The 20,990-nt window shown below is 35.3% G+C and carries 23 protein-coding genes; 14 read left to right on the plus strand and 9 right to left on the minus strand.

Features of this window, described 5'->3' with window-relative positions:
• Positions 1-148 precede the first annotated feature (148 nt).
• Complete coding sequence (locus QE429_RS11950; RefSeq protein ID WP_307287206.1) at positions 149-766, plus strand: GntR family transcriptional regulator; 618 nt, start codon at positions 149-151, stop codon at positions 764-766.
• A gap of 54 nt (positions 767-820) precedes the next feature.
• Here QE429_RS11950 and QE429_RS11955 read toward each other — a convergent pair whose 3' ends face one another.
• The 5 genes from QE429_RS11955 to QE429_RS11975 form a co-directional block, all read right to left on the minus strand.
• Positions 821-2,386, minus strand: coding sequence for an ABC transporter permease/substrate-binding protein (locus QE429_RS11955; RefSeq protein ID WP_307287207.1), 1,566 nt, complete (start codon positions 2,384-2,386; stop codon positions 821-823).
• Positions 2,386-2,862 carry a CBS domain-containing protein gene (locus QE429_RS24535; protein WP_307287208.1) on the minus strand — a complete coding sequence of 159 codons (477 nt, stop codon included), beginning with the start codon at positions 2,860-2,862 and terminating at the stop codon, positions 2,386-2,388. The genes QE429_RS11955 and QE429_RS24535 overlap by 1 nt, the downstream gene beginning before the upstream one ends.
• Positions 2,825-3,511, minus strand: coding sequence for an ABC transporter ATP-binding protein (locus QE429_RS24540; RefSeq protein ID WP_307287209.1), 687 nt, complete (start codon positions 3,509-3,511; stop codon positions 2,825-2,827). Before QE429_RS24540 ends, QE429_RS24535 begins: the two co-directional genes overlap by 38 nt.
• 155 nt (positions 3,512-3,666) lie before the next feature.
• Entirely contained in the window at positions 3,667-3,792 is a 126-nt protein-coding gene (locus tag QE429_RS11970; RefSeq protein ID WP_307287210.1) for a hypothetical protein, read from the minus strand.
• 74 nt (positions 3,793-3,866) lie between these two features.
• Positions 3,867-4,853 carry an NAD(P)H-dependent flavin oxidoreductase gene (locus tag QE429_RS11975; RefSeq protein WP_307287211.1) on the minus strand — a complete coding sequence of 329 codons (987 nt, stop codon included), beginning with the start codon at positions 4,851-4,853 and terminating at the stop codon, positions 3,867-3,869.
• Positions 4,854-5,023: 170 nt separating this feature from the next.
• Between QE429_RS11975 and QE429_RS11980 the strand changes: the two genes are divergently transcribed.
• Complete coding sequence (locus tag QE429_RS11980; protein ID WP_307287212.1) at positions 5,024-6,274, plus strand: DHH family phosphoesterase; 1,251 nt, start codon at positions 5,024-5,026, stop codon at positions 6,272-6,274.
• A 244-nt stretch (positions 6,275-6,518) separates the two neighbouring features.
• Entirely contained in the window at positions 6,519-7,526 is a 1,008-nt protein-coding gene (locus QE429_RS11985; RefSeq protein WP_307287213.1) for an acyltransferase family protein, read from the plus strand.
• 43 nt (positions 7,527-7,569) lie between these two features.
• Here the strand turns inward: QE429_RS11985 and QE429_RS11990 are convergent, their stop codons facing one another.
• Both QE429_RS11990 and QE429_RS11995 read right to left on the minus strand, forming a co-directional pair.
• The gene (locus tag QE429_RS11990) at positions 7,570-8,091 is read right to left on the minus strand and encodes a MerR family transcriptional regulator (protein WP_307287214.1); all 522 of its coding nucleotides are present in this window, start codon (positions 8,089-8,091) and stop codon (positions 7,570-7,572) included.
• A 103-nt stretch (positions 8,092-8,194) separates the two neighbouring features.
• Complete coding sequence (locus tag QE429_RS11995; protein ID WP_307287215.1) at positions 8,195-9,130, minus strand: MerR family transcriptional regulator; 936 nt, start codon at positions 9,128-9,130, stop codon at positions 8,195-8,197.
• A 241-nt stretch (positions 9,131-9,371) separates the two neighbouring features.
• On the opposite strand from QE429_RS11995, the gene QE429_RS12000 reads away from it, so the two are divergent.
• Complete coding sequence (locus QE429_RS12000; protein ID WP_307287217.1) at positions 9,372-10,208, plus strand: DMT family transporter; 837 nt, start codon at positions 9,372-9,374, stop codon at positions 10,206-10,208.
• Between the two features lie 53 nt (positions 10,209-10,261).
• Here the strand turns inward: QE429_RS12000 and QE429_RS12005 are convergent, their stop codons facing one another.
• Positions 10,262-11,050: a Cof-type HAD-IIB family hydrolase gene (locus QE429_RS12005; RefSeq protein WP_307287218.1), complete on the minus strand. Its 789-nt coding sequence runs from the start codon at positions 11,048-11,050 to the stop codon at positions 10,262-10,264.
• Positions 11,051-11,294: 244 nt separating this feature from the next.
• On the opposite strand from QE429_RS12005, the gene queC reads away from it, so the two are divergent.
• From queC to QE429_RS12055, 10 genes are all read left to right on the plus strand, one after another.
• Entirely contained in the window at positions 11,295-11,954 is a 660-nt protein-coding gene (gene queC, locus QE429_RS12010; RefSeq protein WP_307287220.1) for a 7-cyano-7-deazaguanine synthase QueC, read from the plus strand.
• Positions 11,955-11,956: 2 nt separating this feature from the next.
• Positions 11,957-12,439, plus strand: a complete 483-nt coding sequence (gene queD / locus QE429_RS12015) for a 6-carboxytetrahydropterin synthase QueD (RefSeq protein WP_307287221.1) — start codon at positions 11,957-11,959, stop codon at positions 12,437-12,439.
• Positions 12,432-13,160, plus strand: a complete 729-nt coding sequence (gene queE, locus QE429_RS12020; RefSeq protein WP_307287223.1) for a 7-carboxy-7-deazaguanine synthase QueE — start codon at positions 12,432-12,434, stop codon at positions 13,158-13,160. The genes queD and queE overlap by 8 nt, the downstream gene beginning before the upstream one ends.
• Positions 13,161-13,243: 83 nt before the next feature.
• Positions 13,244-13,972: a polysaccharide deacetylase family protein gene (locus QE429_RS12025; RefSeq protein WP_307287225.1), complete on the plus strand. Its 729-nt coding sequence runs from the start codon at positions 13,244-13,246 to the stop codon at positions 13,970-13,972.
• Positions 13,973-14,025: 53 nt separating this feature from the next.
• Positions 14,026-14,847, plus strand: a complete 822-nt coding sequence (locus tag QE429_RS12030; protein WP_307287228.1) for a DUF2935 domain-containing protein — start codon at positions 14,026-14,028, stop codon at positions 14,845-14,847.
• 144 nt (positions 14,848-14,991) lie between these two features.
• The gene (locus QE429_RS12035) at positions 14,992-15,339 is read left to right on the plus strand and encodes a hypothetical protein (protein WP_307287230.1); all 348 of its coding nucleotides are present in this window, start codon (positions 14,992-14,994) and stop codon (positions 15,337-15,339) included.
• A 138-nt stretch (positions 15,340-15,477) separates the two neighbouring features.
• Positions 15,478-16,980, plus strand: a complete 1,503-nt coding sequence (locus tag QE429_RS12040; protein ID WP_307287232.1) for an aminotransferase class V-fold PLP-dependent enzyme — start codon at positions 15,478-15,480, stop codon at positions 16,978-16,980.
• 131 nt (positions 16,981-17,111) lie between these two features.
• Positions 17,112-18,803, plus strand: coding sequence for a CoA-disulfide reductase (locus QE429_RS12045; RefSeq protein WP_307287234.1), 1,692 nt, complete (start codon positions 17,112-17,114; stop codon positions 18,801-18,803).
• A gap of 61 nt (positions 18,804-18,864) precedes the next feature.
• Positions 18,865-19,128: a metal-sensitive transcriptional regulator gene (locus QE429_RS12050; protein ID WP_307287236.1), complete on the plus strand. Its 264-nt coding sequence runs from the start codon at positions 18,865-18,867 to the stop codon at positions 19,126-19,128.
• Between the two features lie 100 nt (positions 19,129-19,228).
• Positions 19,229-19,717, plus strand: a complete 489-nt coding sequence (locus QE429_RS12055) for a L,D-transpeptidase family protein (protein ID WP_307287238.1) — start codon at positions 19,229-19,231, stop codon at positions 19,715-19,717.
• A 22-nt stretch (positions 19,718-19,739) separates the two neighbouring features.
• Here the strand turns inward: QE429_RS12055 and QE429_RS12060 are convergent, their stop codons facing one another.
• A complete protein-coding gene (locus QE429_RS12060; protein WP_307287240.1) occupies positions 19,740-20,975 on the minus strand; it encodes an MFS transporter in 1,236 nt (411 codons plus the stop codon).
• Between the last annotated feature and the right edge of the window lie 15 nt (positions 20,976-20,990).

The following is a 20,990-nucleotide window of genomic DNA, read 5'->3' on the forward strand; positions in this document are numbered from 1 at the left end:
ATTCACCCCGTAATAAAACACTCTTTACAATTATGTCCAATAAAAAAAATTGAAATCATTAATTTAATTCTCGCATCCCAATCTATTAAAAGGTATATTGAAATTGATGATAGAAACAATTGTATTGACTGAATAGGTGGAGGATTCTATGCAAAAAGCACAAATACCAACATACGAACGGATTGCAATAGATTTAGCCAACAGAATATATGATGGAAAGTTTAAAGTAGGAGAAAAAATTCATGGAAGGTCCACGTTAGCAAGCGAATACAAAGTATCTCCCGAAACGGTTCGCAGAGCGATAAAAATACTTGAGGATGTGGAGATCGTTCAATCTACTAAAGGCAGTGGGATTGTTATCTCTTCTAGGGAGAATGCTTATAAATATATCCACCGTTTTTCTAATATTGAAAGTATTAAAGACCTTGAAAAGCAAATGAATTCGCTAATAACTGAAAGAGTTAAATTGGATGAGCAGTTATTGGCTACGTTAAGAAAAATTATGGATTATTCGGGAAAACTTCGGCATACTAATCCATTAGCTCCAATTGAAGTAGAGGTATTTCCAGGGTGTATACATATTGGAAAAACAATTTCAGAGGTGAAATTTTGGCAGAATACAGGTGGAACGGTGATCGGCATGAAAAGAAAGGGTGAATTGATTATCTCACCCGGACCCTATGCATTAATTATGGAAGGCGATGTACTTCTTGTAATAGGGGATGATAAAACGTATGATCGTGTTCTTCACTTTATAGAGGAATAAACATAAAGAAGAGGCTGGCTCAACCAAAATGAGCCAGCCTTAACTTTTTTATACTCAATCAAGTAAACCTTCTTGTACTAAAAATTCCTTGGCAACTTTTTCTGGTGACTCTTTAAGACTGTCGACCTTATAGTTCAATTCACGCATTTTTTCATCTGTTAATTTTCCAGACAGTGAATTTAAAACTTTTTTGAGCTCTGGGTGTTCTTTTAGAGTTTCTTCTTTAACCATAGGAACTGCATAATAAGGAGGGAAGAAGTTCTTATCATCTTTTAACACCTTTAATTGAAAAGCTTCAAGTAAGCCGTCTGTTGAAAAAGCATCAATTACATCACTCTTATGATTCTTTAGAGCAGTATAGCGTAATCCTCCGTCAACAGCCTTTACATCCTTGAATGTCATATTATAAGTCTTTGAAAGTCCGATTAAACCATCTTCACGATTTGGAAATTCGATTGTTGGTCCCATAATTAGTCCGTTGCTCACTTTAGCAAGGTCGGAGATCGTTTTTAAATTATATTGTTTTGCTGTGTCCTGTCTCACTGCCAAGGCATAGGTATTATTAAATCCAATCGGTTTCAATAATTCAATATTATATTTCCTCTTAAATTCCTTTTGAACATAATTATACACTTTTTCAGGATCGCTTTGTGGAGTCTGGTTTAAAATATTTACCAACCCTGTACCGGTATATTCAACATATAAATCAACATCCCCATTTTTAAGGGCACTGAAGGCTACCTGGCTACCACCAAGATTCAACTTTCTTTCTACTTTGATATCTGTTTTATTTTCAATTAAATCGGCAAGCATGTTTCCTAAAATTAATTGTTCACTAAAGTTTTTTGAACCGATAACAATTTTTTCTTCTGCACTGGCAGTAGAATAAACTTTAAATGCCCCTCCAGCCACTAAAAGTATGGCAGCAAACCCAATGATGACTCTTTTTGCTTTTTTGCCCGTCTTTGCAAAATACTTAGAAGAACTCTGCTTAGTTGTGTATGATAGTGAAGATTCGAGCTTCCCGACTACAAAGTCAATCAAGAGTGCTAAAATACAAGCGGGAATAGCTCCAGCTAAAATCATATTGTTATCCACTGTTTGTACACCCGAGAATACAAGATAACCAAGGCCACCAGCCCCAACAAAGGCTGCGATTGTCATCAGTCCAACAGCTGTTACAGCTGAAATTCTGATACCCGCCATAATCATCGGGAAGGCTAGTGGTAATTGTACCTTTCGCATCGTTTGGCTCTTTGTCAGACCGATGCCTTTGGCGGCTTCCAGAATGTCTCCATCGATATTTGTTAATCCTGTATACGTGTTCTTTACAATTGGTAATAGAGAATATAGGACAACCATTACAATGGCCGGAGTACTTCCAATCCCGATAAATGGAATGAGAAAGCCGAGTAAAGCTAAGCTTGGAACGGCTTGAATTACATTAGTCGTTCCAATTATAGGCTTTGAAAGTTTTGGTTCATTTGAAATTAAAATTCCTAGTGGAATACCGATAATAATAGCTATTAGTACTGAAATAATACTTAAATTTAGGTGCTGTACCAAAAGGTCAAGAATTTGGTGGTAGTTCGATGTTACATAGTTTAAAAAATTACTCATTAAAATGCCACCTCCAAGTCAATTAGCTGGCTGCTTAATGCGGATAAAATACTACTTCTGGTAATTAAACCAGTTAACTGGTTTGTATGATTGACAACAGGTAAATAGCCAATTTTATGTTCATTCATCATCGCTAGCACAGAAATTAAGTTTGCTTCCTGTGAAACGGAAAGCACATTTTTCTCCATGACATTTTCGATGGGGATGTTACGAGAAAGTAACTGGATACTTTTCAAAGTAACTAAACCCTGAAGAACATTGTTTTTATCAGTGACCATTAAACTGTCGACCTTATTTTCCTTCATAATCTCAATTGCTTGTAAAACGTTACGCATTCCAAGAATTTTTGTTGGCTGGTGAATCATTATATCCTCAGCCATTAGTAATTCAGGATTGTTCCACACTCTTCTTTTTCCAATAAAATCTTCTACAAAATCATTAGCAGGATTTTTGAGAATATTTTCCAGGAGTATCAAACTGTAGGATATTCCCATCTTTTAAAATACAAATCTTGTCTGCTATTTTAATAGCTTCATCCATATCATGTGTGACAAAGATAATCGTCTTATTTAGTTCCTTTTGCATTTGATATAGCTCATCTTGCAACGAACTTCGGGTAACAGGGTCTAGTGCGCTGAAGGGTTCATCCATTAAGATGATATCGGAGTTGGTTGAGAAGGCTCTTGCTACACCAACCCTTTGCTGTTGGCCGCCACTCAACTCTTTAGGGAATCGATGTAGATATTCTTTTGGGTCTAATCCAACCAACGTTAGCAATTCCATAGTCTTTTTTTCTATGTTTGCAGGATTTTCTCCCTTTAATTTAGGAATTAATTCTAGATTTTCCTTTATAGTCATATGTGGAAAAAGCCCCGTATTTTGAATAACATATCCAATATTTCTACGGAGCTCAATGGGATTCATTGTGGAAATATCAGTTCCATTTACAAATATTTTTCCAGAGGTTGGTTGGATCAATTTATTAATCATTTTAAGCAGTGTTGTTTTTCCACAACCACTCGGGCCTATAAAAACAACTAATTGCCCAGCCTCTATTTCTAATGAAAAAGGATTAATGATTGTCTTGGTGCGGTATTTCTTTACTATGTTCTTAAACTCAATCAAGTTCATTCCCCCTTAATTAATTACTAATTCTATTTACCCTGACAACTAACAACTTAATCATAACATATAAGTTGTTAGTTGTCGAAGATTGGGATGTAAAAAAGAGGTTGACCATAAAGAGAATCCCTCTTATAGCCAACCTACATAAAGAACCTTTATTTTTCTAAATCTTTTTTTGTAATCTCACTTCGAATACTGGTTTCCTTTGAGAATTCAGTGTCTTGTTTCTTATTGTTTGGATATTTGTTTTTACGTTCACGATTATTGTTACGATTGGTCAAAATTCCACCTCCATTCAATGCATTTAATTATTATTTTTGGCAAGGAGTTGTTTTTTACTCCAATTATTTATTTGTTATAATTGTGTATCTTTCATTGCTGCACAATATTCTGCTGTGAGGCTGTCAATGATTTTTTGAATAGGAAGAATTTCTTTTATTTCATCCACACGAGCACCAGCAAAAACCAGTCCATTTTCCACATCTCCTGAAACTGATGTTAACAATGAATCAAGTGTACAAAATTGGTATGAGCAATTTTTTAAGCAATCGTGGCATTTCGCTATTTTTAGTTTTTTCGCTCCGCTAATAGAATTGGTAAAGTCGTTGTTAATTGCTCTTCCTTGTAGTCCTACGGTGGTTTTAATAAGGACAAGGTCTTCCTTTTGTGCTTCCACATACTTTTGCTTAAATGCAAAAGGAGCATCACATTCATTACTTGCTACAAACCTTGTACCCATTTGGACACCAGACGCTCCCATGGAAAGTACTTTAGCAATATCAGATCCTGTCATGATCCCACCAGCTGCAATTACAGGAACAGATACAGCATCAACAACTTCTGGTAGGATATCCAACATTGACCGATCAGTTCCAAGATGACCGCCAGCTTCGAACCCTTCTACAACAACAGCAGCGGCACCTAGTCGTTCTGAAATCCTAGCTAGTTTCGCAGAAGAAACGATTGAAATGACTGGTATCCCAGCTTGTTTTCCCCAGGTATACATATCCCTTGAGATACCTGCACCCGATATAATAAAATCTACCTTCTCTTCTAAAGCAGCTTTCATTTTTTCGGCAAAGTCATTCATGGCAAATAGAACATTTACTCCAATGTATCCTGTTTCATTAATAAGTTCCTTTGCTCGTCGTATATGTGTTCGTAATTCATTTACAGTGATTCCTGTTCCCGAAATAATACCTATTCCTCCTGCATTCGCAACTGCAGATGCTAAATTGCTAAGGGAAATACCAACGCCCATACCGCCCTGCAAAATTGGCACTTTAGGTGTTATGTGTCCTATTTTAAGTTGTGGAAAATTCAAATCATTACCCCATTTCATTTAATAGTATACGAACTTCTCATGCATCATATCATTCAGGAGTATTTATGTCTGTGATTACTATCACCTGGTCATATAAGTAGGTTTTATATTTTGAAATATTATTTGGATAAGAGTAATCTTAAGATTGCAAACTATATGTTGTGTAAAGAGGACAGGAAGGTGTAGGTATGGTCAAATTATTTACTGATATTGATTTAGATGGACTTGGATGTGGGCTGCTAGCTAGGATTGCATTTGGAGAAAAGGTGAACGTGTACTATTGTTCCTATAGAAATTTAAATAAGAGGGTAGAGACAGTAATTACTAATTCGGTGAATGCAGAAGAAAAAATTTTTATCACAGATTTAGCAGTTAATGAGGATATTGAGAAAAGACTTAATGAACGGTTTCAAAAAGGGAAACATGTTCAAATGATTGATCATCATGTAACAGCTATGCATTTTAATCAGTATGAATGGGCATATGTGAACCCCGAATATGACACTGGTAATCTGACTTGTGCAACATCTTTATTTTATGATTTTCTAATTGAGAATCGAATGATAGAACGTACTAAAGCTTTAGAGGAGTTTATTGAATTAGTCCGACAGTATGATACGTGGGAATGGGATCAGAACAATAATGTATTGGCTAAAAGGTTAAATGACTTGTTTTACATTCTGAATCGGGAAAAGTTTGAAGAAGAGATGTTAAAGAGGTTAATGGAAAATAAAGATACTTTTATGTTAACCGAGACAGAAAATTTACTTCTTGATATAGAGGACCAGAAGATTAATCGCTACATTCATTCCAAGAGCAGACAGATCGTTCAAACCTTTGTAGACGATTACTGCGTCGGAATCGTTCATGCGGAACAGTATTTATCTGAGCTTGGGAATGCCTTGAACAATCTGTATCCCCATTTGGACATGATTGTACTATTAAATGTTAGTGGAAAGAAAATGGGGTTTCGAACCATTCATGACGAAGTTAATGTGGCTAAATTCGCTAAAAGATATGGAGGAGGGGGGCACCCCAAAGCATCAGGGGCAGAATTAACAGCTGAAGCCTTTAAACTCTATGTTGAGAATGTCTTTGATTTCATGCCGCTTAAACCTGATTCAGATCGAAATGAATACAATGTGAAAAATTCAATTTTCATTACAAGCTACCAAAACTCGCAGGGTGAAAGCTCTTATGTCATACCATTAGATGAAAATCAATTTAGTATCATACATAATGGAAAGAAATTAGAGGAAACCTTTACTACATTTGCGGAGGCTGAAAGGTATATTAAACGGAATTATTCATCCTGGCTCTGGTATGATCAGGAATATCTAAAATTTCTATCGAACGCTCTTGGAGTATCCCTTGAAGAGATAAAGGAAAACTTCGAAGAGATAATAAGCAACAGAATAATGGATGTAATTGGACAATGAGAAAGAGAGCTTAGTTTTGACTAAGCTCTCTTTTATTTCATGAGATATGTCGTAGGTATTTTGTATTGTTATTTCAGAATTGTAATTAATGTGCAACAAAAAGTAAATCCCTTATCATAATTCTGTAATATAAGCAGGGTAGTATAATAATTAGACCATTATGTTTATGAAATTTAAGGTTACATTTTTAAAAAAAACTTTTTGTATACCTGTTTGGGTCAATAAAACACAACGGGGTGATAATATGACTTCTATATCAAAAAGGAGTAAATATTTTGATAATGCAAAGTTTATTTTAATCTTTCTGGTGGTATTTGGACATCTTATTAGTCCATTAAAGGAACAGGATGGTTTTCTTTTTACTTTATATAGTGTAATATTTCTTTTCCATATGCCAGCTTTTATCATGATTTCAGGGTATTTTGCAAAAGGATATAACAAGAAAGGCTATTTAGCCAAATCAATTAAGAAAATATTAATACCCTATTTTATTTTTCAAGTAATTTATTCTATTTACTATTATTTTAATGGACAAGAAGAGAAGCTTAGTTTTGATTTTTTACATCCCCATTGGACGCTGTGGTTTTTACTAAGCATGTTTTGTTGGAACTTGTTATTATATCTATTTGCAAAATTAAAATGGGCAGGTTTCGCTCTATCAATTATTTTAGGAATTTCTATCGGATATATTGATCAAGTGGGAAGTTTTTTAAGTATATCTAGAACATTCGTATTTTTCCCTTATTTTTTATTAGGCTTTCTTTTGAATGAAGATCAGCTAAAACGTATAATTCGTACAAAGTATTCACTTCCGATAGGATTAATTATTATTGCAGGAACACTTATATACTTTGGAACAGCTTTCCCAAAAGATGCTGTTCCATGGCTCCTGGGAGATACTTCATATGCTAACATGGGTGGAAAAAATATTTCAGATGGTTTGATTCGAGGGATACAGTACGTGCTTACTCTTATCGTTGTTTTTAGCTTCATGGTTTTAATTCCTTCTGTTCAGTTTAAGGTAACTAAAATTGGTGAAAGAACTTTATATGTATACCTATTTCACGGTTTTATAATAAAAACTATTCAAACAATTATTCCAGAGAAAAATGTTAACCCTATTTTGGGAAATTACCTTATTCTAATCATTGTATCTTTAATCATTTGCTTAATTCTAGGTAGCTATTTAATAAAAAAATATACTCGTCCTTTGGTTGAATTGGAACTATCACTTGAAAGCAGGGGGAGTTGAATAAAAAGGAGGTCGACTCGAAGTCAACCTCCTTTTTTACAGCTTAGAACCCGAATAAAGAACTAATCATATTTTTTCTCTTTCTTTTCACTTTTGTTGCATCATAAACGATTGGCTTTTCTATTTTAGTTGGTATTTCTGATTGTGTAATTTTTTCCTGAAGTTGTCTAAGCTGTTGTGTTAGCTCACTAACTTGGCTTTGTAATTCTTCTATTTCTCGCCGGTGTTGGAGGATTTGGTAGGAGGTAACTGAATCAGCTTTAGTATGAATGGTCCTTTCTAAATCATTTACCTTTTGCCATACTTTTTCAAGGCTCTCATCATTATCGCCAATCTTTATTATTCCCTTTCGAAGGTTTTTCTTTACTCTACTTGGCGAAATTTCATGTAGAAGCGTCCCATTTTGAAGCTGTTCATGGATCTTTTTTAGTTGAGCAATGTCTGCATCAGTAAAGTAATAATGCCCCCGTTCGTTTTTTGCCATCGGCAGTTCAAGTTGTTTAACCCACCGTTGAATGGTACTTGAAGATACACCTAATAATTTTGATACTTCACTTGTATTCATGCCAAAACCTCCTAATTGTTAAATGACCCTAAACCACGAGTTACAAAGGATAAGAATAACGATTATGATAAAAGGAGCTTTTAACATTATTAATGCGTAAACCTTAATTAGCCCAAAATTTCCACCATTTCTTTTCCTTAGCAGCAGCAACATCTCTAAATCCAGTTAACATTTGCTGGAATGCTAGTTCTCTCTGTGAAATATCATGTCGATATTGGTTACGCTCCTCAAGGTAGAATTCCCGGTCTTTTGTAATTGCTTCAGTGAGAGTGGAAATTTCCGTATTTGTTACGTCAACGTAATGCGCTAATTCCTCAGTAGTTTCAGATAGTTGCTTGGAAAGAGTGAAAATTTCCTCTGTTGTATCTATGGAAACATTTGCAATGCTTTTGGAAAGATACTGCAATGATTGAGCTGTATTATCTGATGCTTTCTCAAGTGAATCAGACAATTCTTGAATATTAGCTTTTGTCGATTCTGAAGATTTATAAATGGAGTCAGATAGGGCTTTAACCGTATGATAAGTTCCTTTGTAAATCTCTTTCTTTACTTCCTCTACTACTTCCTTTCTTACAACATTTCTAATTTCTTCTTTCACTTCACTTAAAAAATTTTTCTTATAGGCTTCCATTGCTTCAAAAAATAGATCTGTATTATTAAATACTTCGTTATCTACCGCTACAACCGGAAGGGTATCTGAGATAATATCTAACGGAATCTCTTTTGGAATGGCCACATTTTCAAGTTCTGCTTCTTCTCCGAAGTGTACCTTACTAACAGAATCTTGAGTATTAGGTGTCTCCATATCAAGTTCTGGACCCTTTAGTAATTGTTCACGTATAGAGACTTTACTTAATTTTTTTGCTGCCATTTGTTTTATTTCTAGTAAGAAATCAATCTCTTCATCACTATAAATCCTTGCACCCTGTTTTGAACGTGGAATTTCTAATAATTCTTCGAAATCTTTTTCCCATTGTCGTAATATACCAGGTGCAACATTTATCTTTTTAGACACTTCTTTTAGAGTATAAGTTTTCATTTAAATCTTTCCTTTCTATTTGTATCTAGGAAATTATTTTTCTTTTATTTACTATTCACCATTTAGTATCTAAATTTCCTGCCACATGACAAAAGCTATCAAAACAAGACTGAAATCTCTGAATTACAACATATTTTTGCAAAAAGGGTGTTTGAATGTAAAGATTTTAAAAATAATGATTGAGCAGAGAAAAAAAGAGGTTTAAGATGGGAGTGGATATCATGAAGAGAGAAGGGTCAACATGTGGATTGCAGCAGCTTTGATCACAATGGTTAGCTTTGGGATGAATAACACTATTTTTAAATGGAGTACAGGACGAGGGTTGTCGAAGGTACATATTCAATTCTTTTTCTATTTTGTTGCCTTTATATTAACTCTTAGTTATGGAATCATGGATAAATCACTACATTTAAACCTAATCACCATTTTACTTGGGGCATTCATAGGAATATTAAATGCGAATGGAAATATTCAAATGTCAAAAGCATTTGAAAAAGGACCCGCAAGTTTAACATCTCCCTTGATAGGAATCAATGCAATTTTTCCTATCCTATGTGCCGGGCTTATTTTTCACGAGCATATTACTATTCTACAGTGGATAGGAATTTTAATCATGCTTGGGTCAGCCATGGTTATTCAATACTCAACTGATAAAAAAACATCTATAAGTTATCTTCCATGGATCGTACGAGTAGGGCTAGCAATATTATCATTTGGTTTACTAGGAATCTTAATGAAAACAAGTTCATATATGCATATAAATTCACTAGCGATCTTAATAGCCATGTATGGCGGAGGCAGTATATACTTAGCAATTAGTAGTATAGCATTGAAAGATGAGTGGAAGAGTTTAGAAATTAATGTCGGAGCTCTAGTGGGTCTCATAAGTATTTTGGGCTACAGCTGCTATTTCTTCGCATTAAAAAATGGAACAGCAAGTATTGTTTTTCCTATCGTAAGTCTAAATTGTTTAGTAGTTATGCTTGCCGGATATTTTTTATATAAAGAAAAATTAAAAAGATATCAAATCATAGGCGTATGTTCAGCATTAATAGGGATTATATTTACAAAAATATGAAGAAAGAGGTTGACCCCTGTCGACCTCTTCTTGACTTGACATAATATTATTATTTATTCCACTAATTGAAGTTTTTTCAATCCATTGTATATACCGGAATTGGTCACATCCGTTGTTTTATGCTTCGCAAATTGAAAAAGCTCGGGATGTCCATTTGCCATAGCAAAGCTCTCGCCTACACTTTGTAGCATTTCTTTATCATTCATTCCATCCCCAAAAGCAATGGCACTTTCTTTTTGTACTCCCAGATGCGTTAAAACCATTTGTACCCCAAAGCCTTTGTTCACTCTATCCCTAATCACATCATAACAATGCCTCATGCCTTCCACATTGACCTGAGATAAATGAATTCCAGCCTCACTGTTATATAGTGAAACATCATTTTCCTGGAGATTTACTAATGTCATACCTAACACACTACTGTTAATTGAAGGGGAATAGACAGAATTTTTATGCAAATGAAATTTCTTTATGAACTGATGCATTATTTGTGACTCAAAATCTGTATAGTAATTTCTATCATTGGTATACAGAACAGCTTTATGATTATGAGCCGCTGCAATATTTAGAAAGGTTTTCACAGTTAAACTGTTCATAGGCTCTTGAAAGATATCTTTCCCTTGATAAATAGCATATGCCCCGTTGTAGCCTATAAAAGATTCTATATTCAATTCCTTAGCAATCTCATCAATCTCATGGAGTGGTCTCCCTGTTGCTAAAAACACCTCAATACCTTTTTTCTGAATTTGCGAAACGGCATCTTTAGTTGACTTTTGAATTGTGTCTTCAGGTGTCACTAGTGTTCCATCGATATCTAAAAATAAGACTTTATAGTCGGTCATGAAGGGTGCTCCTTTTTATGATATAGGATTAGTTTACCACTTTTTCCTAAGATTTTTCATTTTATCAAAGTTAGAAAAATTTTTCTCTATGAAAATTTTTATTTTATGGTATAGTAAGTAGCGGAAAATAAAATAAATTCGCTTCTGGCGGAAGAGGTTCTAGCACCCCTCTCAAAAAAAACTAAGAGAAACAGCACTGCTTTCTTAGTAGTGCTGTTTTTCCTATTTAAGGAGAATGTAGGATATGAAAAACAGCAAAGCTTTAGTTGTCTTTAGTGGTGGTCAGGATAGTACTACTTGTTTATTTTGGGCATTAAAGAACTTTACTGAAGTTGAGGTAGTGACTTTTGATTATAACCAGCGTCATAGTCTTGAAATCGAGTGTGCAAAAAGAATTGCAAATGAACTTGGTGTCAGGCACCATATTTTAGACATGGCCCTTTTAAACCAATTAGCTCCTAGTGCGTTGACACGGGATGATATAGATGTTAAGGATGGAGAAGAGGGTGAATTGCCATCTTCATTTGTTCCTGGAAGAAATCTAGTGTTTTTAACGTTTGCTGGGATTTTAGCGAGTCAAATTGGCGCTAAACACATTGTGACTGGTGTTTGTGAAACGGATTTTAGCGGCTATCCAGACTGTAGAGATATTTTTGTTAAGTCCTTAAATGTAACTCTTAACCTATCAATGGATTCTCAATTTGTCATTCATACTCCACTTATGTGGATTGATAAAGCAGAAACCTGGAAATTAGCTGATGAGCTTGGAGCATTAGATTTTGTCAGAGAAAAGACATTAACATGTTATAACGGAGTCATAGCTGATGGATGTGGAGAATGTCCAGCCTGTAAATTAAGAAAAAGAGGCTTGGATGAATATCTAAGATCAAGAAAGGAGTTATAAATATGTACGGATTCCGAATTGTGGATAAACTCCAAAAGATTGATGAAGATATAAGCAGAGAACAGCTTAAATACCATCATAAGCGAGTATTGGTTAGTAAAGAATTTACATTTGATTCAGCACATCATTTACATTGCTATGAAGGAAAATGTAAAAATTTACACGGTCATACCTATAAAGTAGTCTTTGGGTTAAGTGGCTTTGTTGATGACCGTGGATTAATGATGGACTTTGGCGATATTAAAGAGATCTGGAAAAATGAAATTGAAATATATCTTGATCATAAATATTTAAATGAAACACTTCCACCAATGAATACAACAGCAGAGAACATTGTTGTATGGATTTACGAGAAAATGTCAGAGTCTCTTCTTAAGGAAGCAAGAATGCAGCAATACCATGGGGCAAGAGTGGAGTTTGTCCGCTTGTTTGAAACGCCGACTAGCTATGCGGAAGCTAGAAGGGAGTGGATGGAAGTTGAGTAAAATACCTGTAATGGAAATTTTTGGTCCAACTATCCAAGGTGAAGGAATGGTCATCGGTCAAAAAACGATGTTTGTAAGAACAGCAGGTTGTGATTATTCATGTAGCTGGTGTGATTCCTCTTTTACATGGGATGGCTCCGGCAAGAATGACACAAAGATGATGCTTCCAGAAGAAATATGGGAAGAACTTAGAAATCTTGGTGGAAATGGATTTTCACACGTCACTATCTCTGGGGGAAATCCTGCATTATTAAAGAATTTATCTAGTCTCATCACACTATTACAAGAGAATAATATCCAAATTTGTCTTGAAACCCAGGGAAGTAAGTGGCAGGATTGGTTTTTAGAAATAGACGAATTGACCCTTTCTCCAAAACCGCCAAGCTCAACAATGGTAACTGATTTCATTATTCTTGATAGCATTATAAAGAAATTAGAAGGAAATGATCCATCGAAGCGGGTAAGTTTAAAAGTGGTGATCTTTGATGACAGTGATTACGCATATGCGAAAAGTGTCTACTCAAGATACCCGGAGATACCTTTTTATTTACAAGTAGGAAATGATGATATTATCACTACAGATAATCAGGAATTAGTAAATAAACTTTTAAGTAAGTATAATTGGTTGATTAACAAGGTGATGGAAGATCATGAATTTACTAGTGTAAGGGTATTACCGCAATTACATACTTACTTGTGGGGGAACAAAAGAGGAGTGTAAAAAAAAAGTCGCTGATGCGGCTTTTTTTTATAGGATTTTTTTCATTTGGAATACTATGAAAAAATAACAAGGTGAGGAATCCTATGAAAAAGTTACTGATTGTCTTTCTATATTTTTTTCTTTTCTGTGATAAGGAAATTGGGTTTGCAAAGATAAGAGTACCTATCTTAGTTTATCATTCTATTGCTAATTACAATGGGCAAGGGTCAAAGGAGCTGTATGTAACACCCGAAAATTTCGAGAAACAAACAGCCTTTTTGCGTGACCATGGGTTCACACTACTAACATTTGAAAGGTGGCAGGATATTAAGCATGTACCAAAACCTATTTTTATTACATTTGACGATGGCTACAAGAATAATTTAAATGCTTTATCCATTTTTGAACGATTGAAAACGGACAAGTTTAAACCGACAGGAACCGTTTTTGTTATTTCTGGTTTTATTGACAGGCCCAATCGCTTATCCAAATCCGATTTAAAAATGATGGCTGGCTCTGGATTATTTTCGATTCAATCACATACAGTTACACACCCGGATTTAACGAAAGTAGAAAATGTTAGTTCCGAATTGAAAAATTCTAAGGAAGATATTCAGAAAATAACAGGTAAACCGGTAATTGCTCTTTCATATCCATATGGAAACACCAATGACAAAGTAATTTCTGAAGCAAAAAAATATTATAGATATGCTCTGACCACTACACCTGAAGCATACTCTCCATCAGGGATACAAAATGAGCTGTATGTGTTACCTAGAATTTATATTAAATATTCAACAACTCTAGATGAATTTGATCATTTAGTAAAGTAATTGGAAATAGATAAACACCGCCATGAATATGCTTTTGGAGAGGGGGGAAAGTGATGACAGCAATTAGTGTACGGGAAGATCATTCATTCTGGTTGGAAATATTACAAGACCATGCGATTTTTGTTAGAGACCATTTGTCAGTGGAAGAAGAAAAGGAAATATCAATTGCAGAAAGGTTTATACAGTCATTTGGGATAATACTCAATAATCTCAGACAACTTCACCCGGCAATAGAATCTTCATCTGAGGAACAAACTACTTTTGCTAAGCAAGCATATTCAGTTGCCTATGAGTATTACCGTTTTGAGGGACACTTACAAAGTCTTAGAATCCAAAATCAAATAAATTTAAATTTGTCTCCTACTTATTTGAACGGCACGTTAAATGAAAACCAAGAATATTTACGTTTATTGTCTTATTATGTAAATGGTCAAAATCCTTTGCCCTTAAGACTAGATCAACTCTTAGATTTATGGTTAGAAGACCAGTTAGGTCATATCATTTTATTAAAAAATGTTTTAGACCCCATTGAAATAGAAGTTGAAAGACAATCAACTGCCTTTGCCCAAAAGTTTCAAATGTTTATCTTACAAAACCATCATATAAAAGGATATTTACGTTTTACCAAACAGGGCTTCCCTCGACAAAAAGAGCTAGCATTAGAGGTAGGAAGAACAGTAATAGAAATGAATTTGTTTATCCGATCTTCCGTAGAAAAATATAAAGGCGATCGAATACTAAATAAAACAACTTTAAGGTTTATTGAACATCACTTTCCTGAAACATGTTACTTTATAAAGAAACTAGCTGATTTTGCACCAGAGCTTCACTCAGAAGGTGCTCAATGTTCATTAAGAAAACCCTCATTTACCTAATAAAATAAAAAATAAAAATATGCACCTTTAAAAGGCTGCATATTTTTTGTTTGATAAAATCTTGTAAACTCTCCGACATCTCCATGTAACTAAACAGCATTATAATAGGTGAAACAGGATTAGATTAGATGGGTTGGTGTTGAAATGGAAGAGACTGTTGCGAAGTCCTATTTACAGAAGTCACTTGAAGAATGGAAGGACGATATCTCATTAGTTCTTACGGAAATTGCTAATGAATATGATGAAGTTGCGCAGGAACTTAAGGTTTATTCTTATAAGTATGGAATAACGAAGCAAGTAATCCAATCGACGGTAAATGAAGAAATAATAGAGAATATCCGTCAAATGTATCATAAGCCATTTGAGGAAAGTTATAATCAATTAAAAGAATACATAAAAGATTTAGAGGAAAAAAGAAGAGTTTTTCAAATGTTTATCCAAAAAATTGAAGAAGTGACTAGAAAAGAGACTGCTAAAATTACAACTTATTAAGATTTAAATAAATTAGTACACATAAACAACCTAATCATTTGTTGATTGGGTTGTTTTTTTTACCACTTATGCTATGGAACAAATGAGAAAGTGTTTTGCATATATTGAATAACAGAAATATTTGTGAGGTGTGAAACAATGATCACCGCAACGATTGGAAGTAATACCTACAGAATACCCAACAATCTCGAAAAATATTTTCAAAGATTTCGCTCACAGGTCATTGGAATGGATCAGGAGTTTGATGCTCCTTATGGAAAAAAGAAAATTATATATGCAGATTGGACTGCAAGTGGAAGACTATATCGTCCGATTGAGCAAAAAATCTCTGAGATATTTGGACCCTTTATGGCAAATACACATACTGAATCAAACATAACCAGTTTAATGATGACAGGTATTTATAAACATTCGCGAAAAATCATTAAGCAACATGTAAATGGGGATTTACATGATGCGGTCATCCTGGATGGTTTTGGGATGACCTCGGTAATCAATAAACTGCAGCGGTTGTTAGGCCTTAGAGTTCATGAAAAATGGAAGAACCGTTTGAATCTAACGGAAAAGGAAAGACCCATTATTTTTCTAACGCATATGGAACATCACTCTAATCAAACTTCTTGGCTTGAAACTGTTGGCGAGGTAGTTATATTAAACCCTGATAAAGATGGGGGAGTAGACTTGCAGCAACTCAAAAAGTTACTCCATCATTATAAGGATAGACCGATGAAGATCGGTGCGTTTACTGCATGCTCTAATGTAACTGGGATTCAAACCCCATACCATCAATTAGCTAAAATCATGCATCAGCATGGCGGAGTTTGTTTCGTAGATTTTGCTGCTTCAGCACCATATGTAAAGATTGATATGCATCCGAAGGATCCATTAGAAAAGCTTGACGCAGTCTTTTTTTCTCCTCATAAATTTTTAGGGGGACCTGGTACAAGTGGGGTATTAGTCTTTGATACAAGATTATATTTTAACCATGTTCCCGATCATCCTGGTGGTGGAACAGTAACCTGGACCAATCCATGGGGGAATCATGAATATTATAAAGACATTGAACTGCGTGAGGATGGGGGGACACCTGGAATTTTACAGGCCATTCGCACTGCCTTATGTATCAACTTAAAAAATCAAATGGGCATTCCCAATATTCTAAATAGAGAAAAGGAGCAGTTAAACCTATTATTACCTCAATTAGCTGAAATCCCAGGATTACATGTATTAGAAGAGCATATGGTAAACAGATTGGGGATTGTATCATTTTATATTGAAGGAATTCACTATAATTTAATCGTTCGCCTACTAAATGATCGTTTTGGAATTCAAGTCCGAGGTGGTTGCTCTTGTGCAGGCACTTATGGACATTACCTTTTTAAGATTGATAAAGAATCCTCAAAACAGATTACTCAGAAAATTAATCTTGGAGATTTATCTAATAAACCTGGGTGGGTACGTTTTTCCTTACATCCAATTATGACTAATGATGAAATATTACTGTTCGTAAATGCTGTGAAGGAGATCACTTTAAACATAAATGAATGGAAGAATGATTATATCTACGATTCACACAGCAATGATTATTTTTTTATTAACCACATAAGAGAAGATATGGGAAATTTCTTTCGAATGGAATGATTTGCTCAAAAAATGGTCTATTTATGACCATTTTTTGAACCTTTACCCATACCCCTATATGTAATAAAAGATTGTGCTATACTTCACATATAGGATTCATTAACAATTCATTCGAAAGAAGGTAATGATAGATGGCTAAAAAAATCGTTATTGTAGGCGGGGTAGCAGGGGGAGCAACAACAGCAGCAAGATTGAGAAGATTAGATGAGCAAGCGGAAATCGTAATGTTTGAAAGAGGGGAATATATTTCCTTCGCAAACTGCGGCTTACCATATTATATTGGTGGAACGATTTCAGAAAGAGACAAGCTGTTAATTCAAACAGTTGAGGGTATGTCTAAAAAATTCAACCTTGATATTCGTAACTTAAGTGAAGTAACAAAAATTAATCGAGATAGAAAGACAGTAGATATCAGACATGTAAGAACGGGCGAAAAATACGAAGAATCATACGACATTCTTGTTTTATCACCAGGCGCAAGCCCTATTAAACCACCTATCGCTGGAATTGAGACAGCGGAATCACTCTTTACTTTAAGGAATATTCCAGATACGGATAAAATTAAGTCCTATGTTGATACAAACAAACCGAAGAAAGCTACAGTTGTCGGTGGAGGATTCATCGGAATTGAAATGGCAGAGAACCTATGGGATTTAGGGATTGAAGTAACCTTAATTGAAATGTCAAACCAAATTATGGCTCCGATTGATTTTGAAATGGCTACTATTTTACATGGTCATCTTCGTGAAAAAGGAGTGAACTTAATCCTAGAAGATGGTGTAGAAGCATTTGAACAAAATGGTAAAATCGTAAAGTTAACTAGTGGTCAAAAAATGGATACAGACATGATTATCATAGCTATAGGTGTTAAACCAGAAAATCAGTTAGCGGTTGGAGCGGGTCTAAAAGTAGGCGGACGCGGTGGGATTCAGGTGAATGAATACCTTCAAACAGAAGATCCAAGTATATATGCAATTGGGGATGCCATTGAAGTGAAGGATTATATCAATGGTGAACCAACTCAAATTCCATTAGCATGGCCAGCTAACCGCCAGGGAAGAATTGTAGCAGATCATATCAATGGAATTGCAGCACGTTACAAAGGAACACTGGGAACATCAATAGCAAAGGTCTTTGATATGACAGTTGCTTCAACAGGAAATAACGAAAAGACGTTAAAACGTTTAGGATTTCCTTATGAGGTTGTACATGTACACCCAGGTTCACATGCTGGTTATTACCCAGGAGTCTTTCCAATCGCACTGAAGCTAATTTTTGAAAAAGATACTGGAAAAATATTTGGTGCCCAAGCTGTTTCCTATGATGGGGCAGACAAAAGAATCGATGTGATTGCAACAGCAATTAAAGGCGGTTTAACGATATTCGATTTGGCTGACCTAGAACTTTCTTATGCACCACCATTTTCATCAGCTAAAGACCCCGTTAATATGGCTGGCTATGCAGCAAGCAATATTGCTGAAGGAAGAGTCGAAACTGTGCAATGGCATGAAATCGATGAAATTGTACAAAACGGTGGTTTATTAATCGACGTTCGTGAGCCGATTGAACGTGAAAGAGGCTATATTGAAGGCTCTATTAATATTCCTCTTGGAGAATTAAGGGAGCGGATTGAAGAACTGCCGAAGAATCAAACCATCTATTTAACTTGCCAGGTTGGTCTACGCGGTTATTTAGGAGCACGGATCCTCTCACAAAACGGATATAAAGTAAAGAATCTTGACGGAGGATATAAAACTTATTTAAGTGTGTTTGATAATAAGCAAAAAAATAAAGAGGTCAAAAGAATGATGGTAAGATATTGAAGTATTTCGATAGACTTCTGTGGGATTATCGCTTAAAATCTATACAACAGAGGTGAGTATAATGATCTACGATGATAAGGCAATTAATCGTTTGAAACGGGCTGAGGGACAAATAAAAGGGATCTTGAGAATGATAGAGGAAGGTAAGGAATGTAAAGAAGTGATTACCCAACTATCAGCAGTAAGATCGGCGGTTGACAGGACAATTGCGGTAATAGTTAGTTCCAATCTCGAACATTGCATTCGTGAATCCATTGAAACAGGAAATGAAGATTCTTCTAAGATTGTTGAAGAAGCAGTTAATATGCTAGTAAAAAGCAGGTAAGTTAAAACGTCTATCATTTGATAGACGTTTTTCATTTTAAACAAGTCAGGCAACCACCAACAGGTATGGGCATATGCTATCAGGAGAAAGGTGGGATCGCATGATTCATATTGTTAAGCCTGGTGAAACAATGAGTATGATATCGGCAAATTATCGAGTAAATCTCAGCCGACTTTATGCTGCAAATCCAGGGGTAGGGCAATTGCATGTGGGGCAACATATTCAAATACCCGGGTTACCAGAACCGAGCACCATTCCATACTCTATTCAGATATCTGTTGGGAAACGAAGACTTACTTTATTCAACAATGGAAGGCTTGTTAAATTTTTTCCGATTGCCGTTGGGAAAATGTTAACACAGACCCCAACAGGTGATTACGTAATTGTTAATCGCCAGTATAATCCAGGGGGGCCATTTGGAGTTTTATGGATGTCATTATCCAAACAGGGCTACGGGATTCACGGAACCAATGATCCAAGTTCCATCGGAAAAGCTGTTTCACATGGATGTGTAAGAATGTATAATCGGGACGTCCTTCAACTCGCTGAAATAGTACCTAATGGAACTCGGGTTATAATTCGCCCATAAACATAAAAAGGCCGATTTCACATCAGCCTTTTTCATTTCTCACGACCATGGCAAGCTTATTTTTTTCAAAGGAAAGATTCATTCGTAAAGTCCACAGGAAATAAATACACCCAAGACTAAGGTAGAATAAACCTCCAATTAATCCCATCATTCGTGGGGAGATATACTCGAGTAATACCCCGGTCATAAACATTGAAATCCCGATGCAGGTATTAGCAATAGTTGCTGATAGTCCAAAGTAAACTCCATGGTATTTGGAAGGAATCGTCTCCATAACAACAGTATCTAATAGAGTATTTCCTACGCCGCTAAAAATTGTTAATATCCCAAACAAAATAACAACCATAACAAAGGTGTTTGTTTGGCTGATGCTAGAAAGGACCACTCCTTCCATTAATAAACAAATAAATGCGATAGATAGAAACCTTCCTGAAATCCATCTTGTTAAAATTGGGCTAATCAGAAATCCTGTTCCAAGTACACTATATAAAATACCAACACCAAGATCCCCAGCATGGAAGGTATTGACGGCATAGACACTCAACAATACATTTTCAATGCCATTTACCAAGGGAACAAGGACGTCGAAGGAGATGAGCATAAATATGAAAGAGGATGACATGATTAGAGGAAGCATTTTAGCAGAAGGTCTTTTCTCTTGATCCTCTTCTGGCCTATTTTTAGTAGTCTCAAGATTTGAAATGGTACGAATAATAGAACCCGCTAGTATGAAAGATATAATATTTACGAAAAAAGCTGCTTTAGCTCCGAATAGATAGGAGACAATTCCACCACTAAGTGCTCCAATAATCAAAACAAACCCAAGCGAAACCTGTTCCCAAGAATTGATTTCTTTAAGATGACCTGATTGGACGATAGCAGGTATACTCGATTTTCTAGTAGGCCCGTATAAGGCCTCTCCACACGCAAGAAGGAAGGAGCCAATATAAACAATCCATAAATCATCAGCCGATTGAACAAATAAAAAAGAGATTGCAATGATTGCTCTTGAAAAATCAGTAAAGACTAGTAATTTTTTTCGAGTCCACTTTTCTGTGACTTTACTGCTAAGTGGACCAAAAATGAGGAAGGGGAGCATTCTTAAGGCCATTGTAATTCCTACAGATAGTCCAGAACCGGTAATATGCAAGAGTAATGCTAGTAACGCTACCTGACTAAAGCGGTCACCCACACCATTTATAATCCCGGCAAAGAATAATTTTCGATAAGGTTTTTCTATTTTTAAAATTTGAAACATCTCTCCACCTCTTGG

Origin of the sequence: Bacillus sp. SORGH_AS_0510, from assembly GCF_030818775.1 — a bacterium.
In the GTDB taxonomy this organism is placed as follows: domain Bacteria; phylum Bacillota; class Bacilli; order Bacillales; family Cytobacillaceae; genus Neobacillus.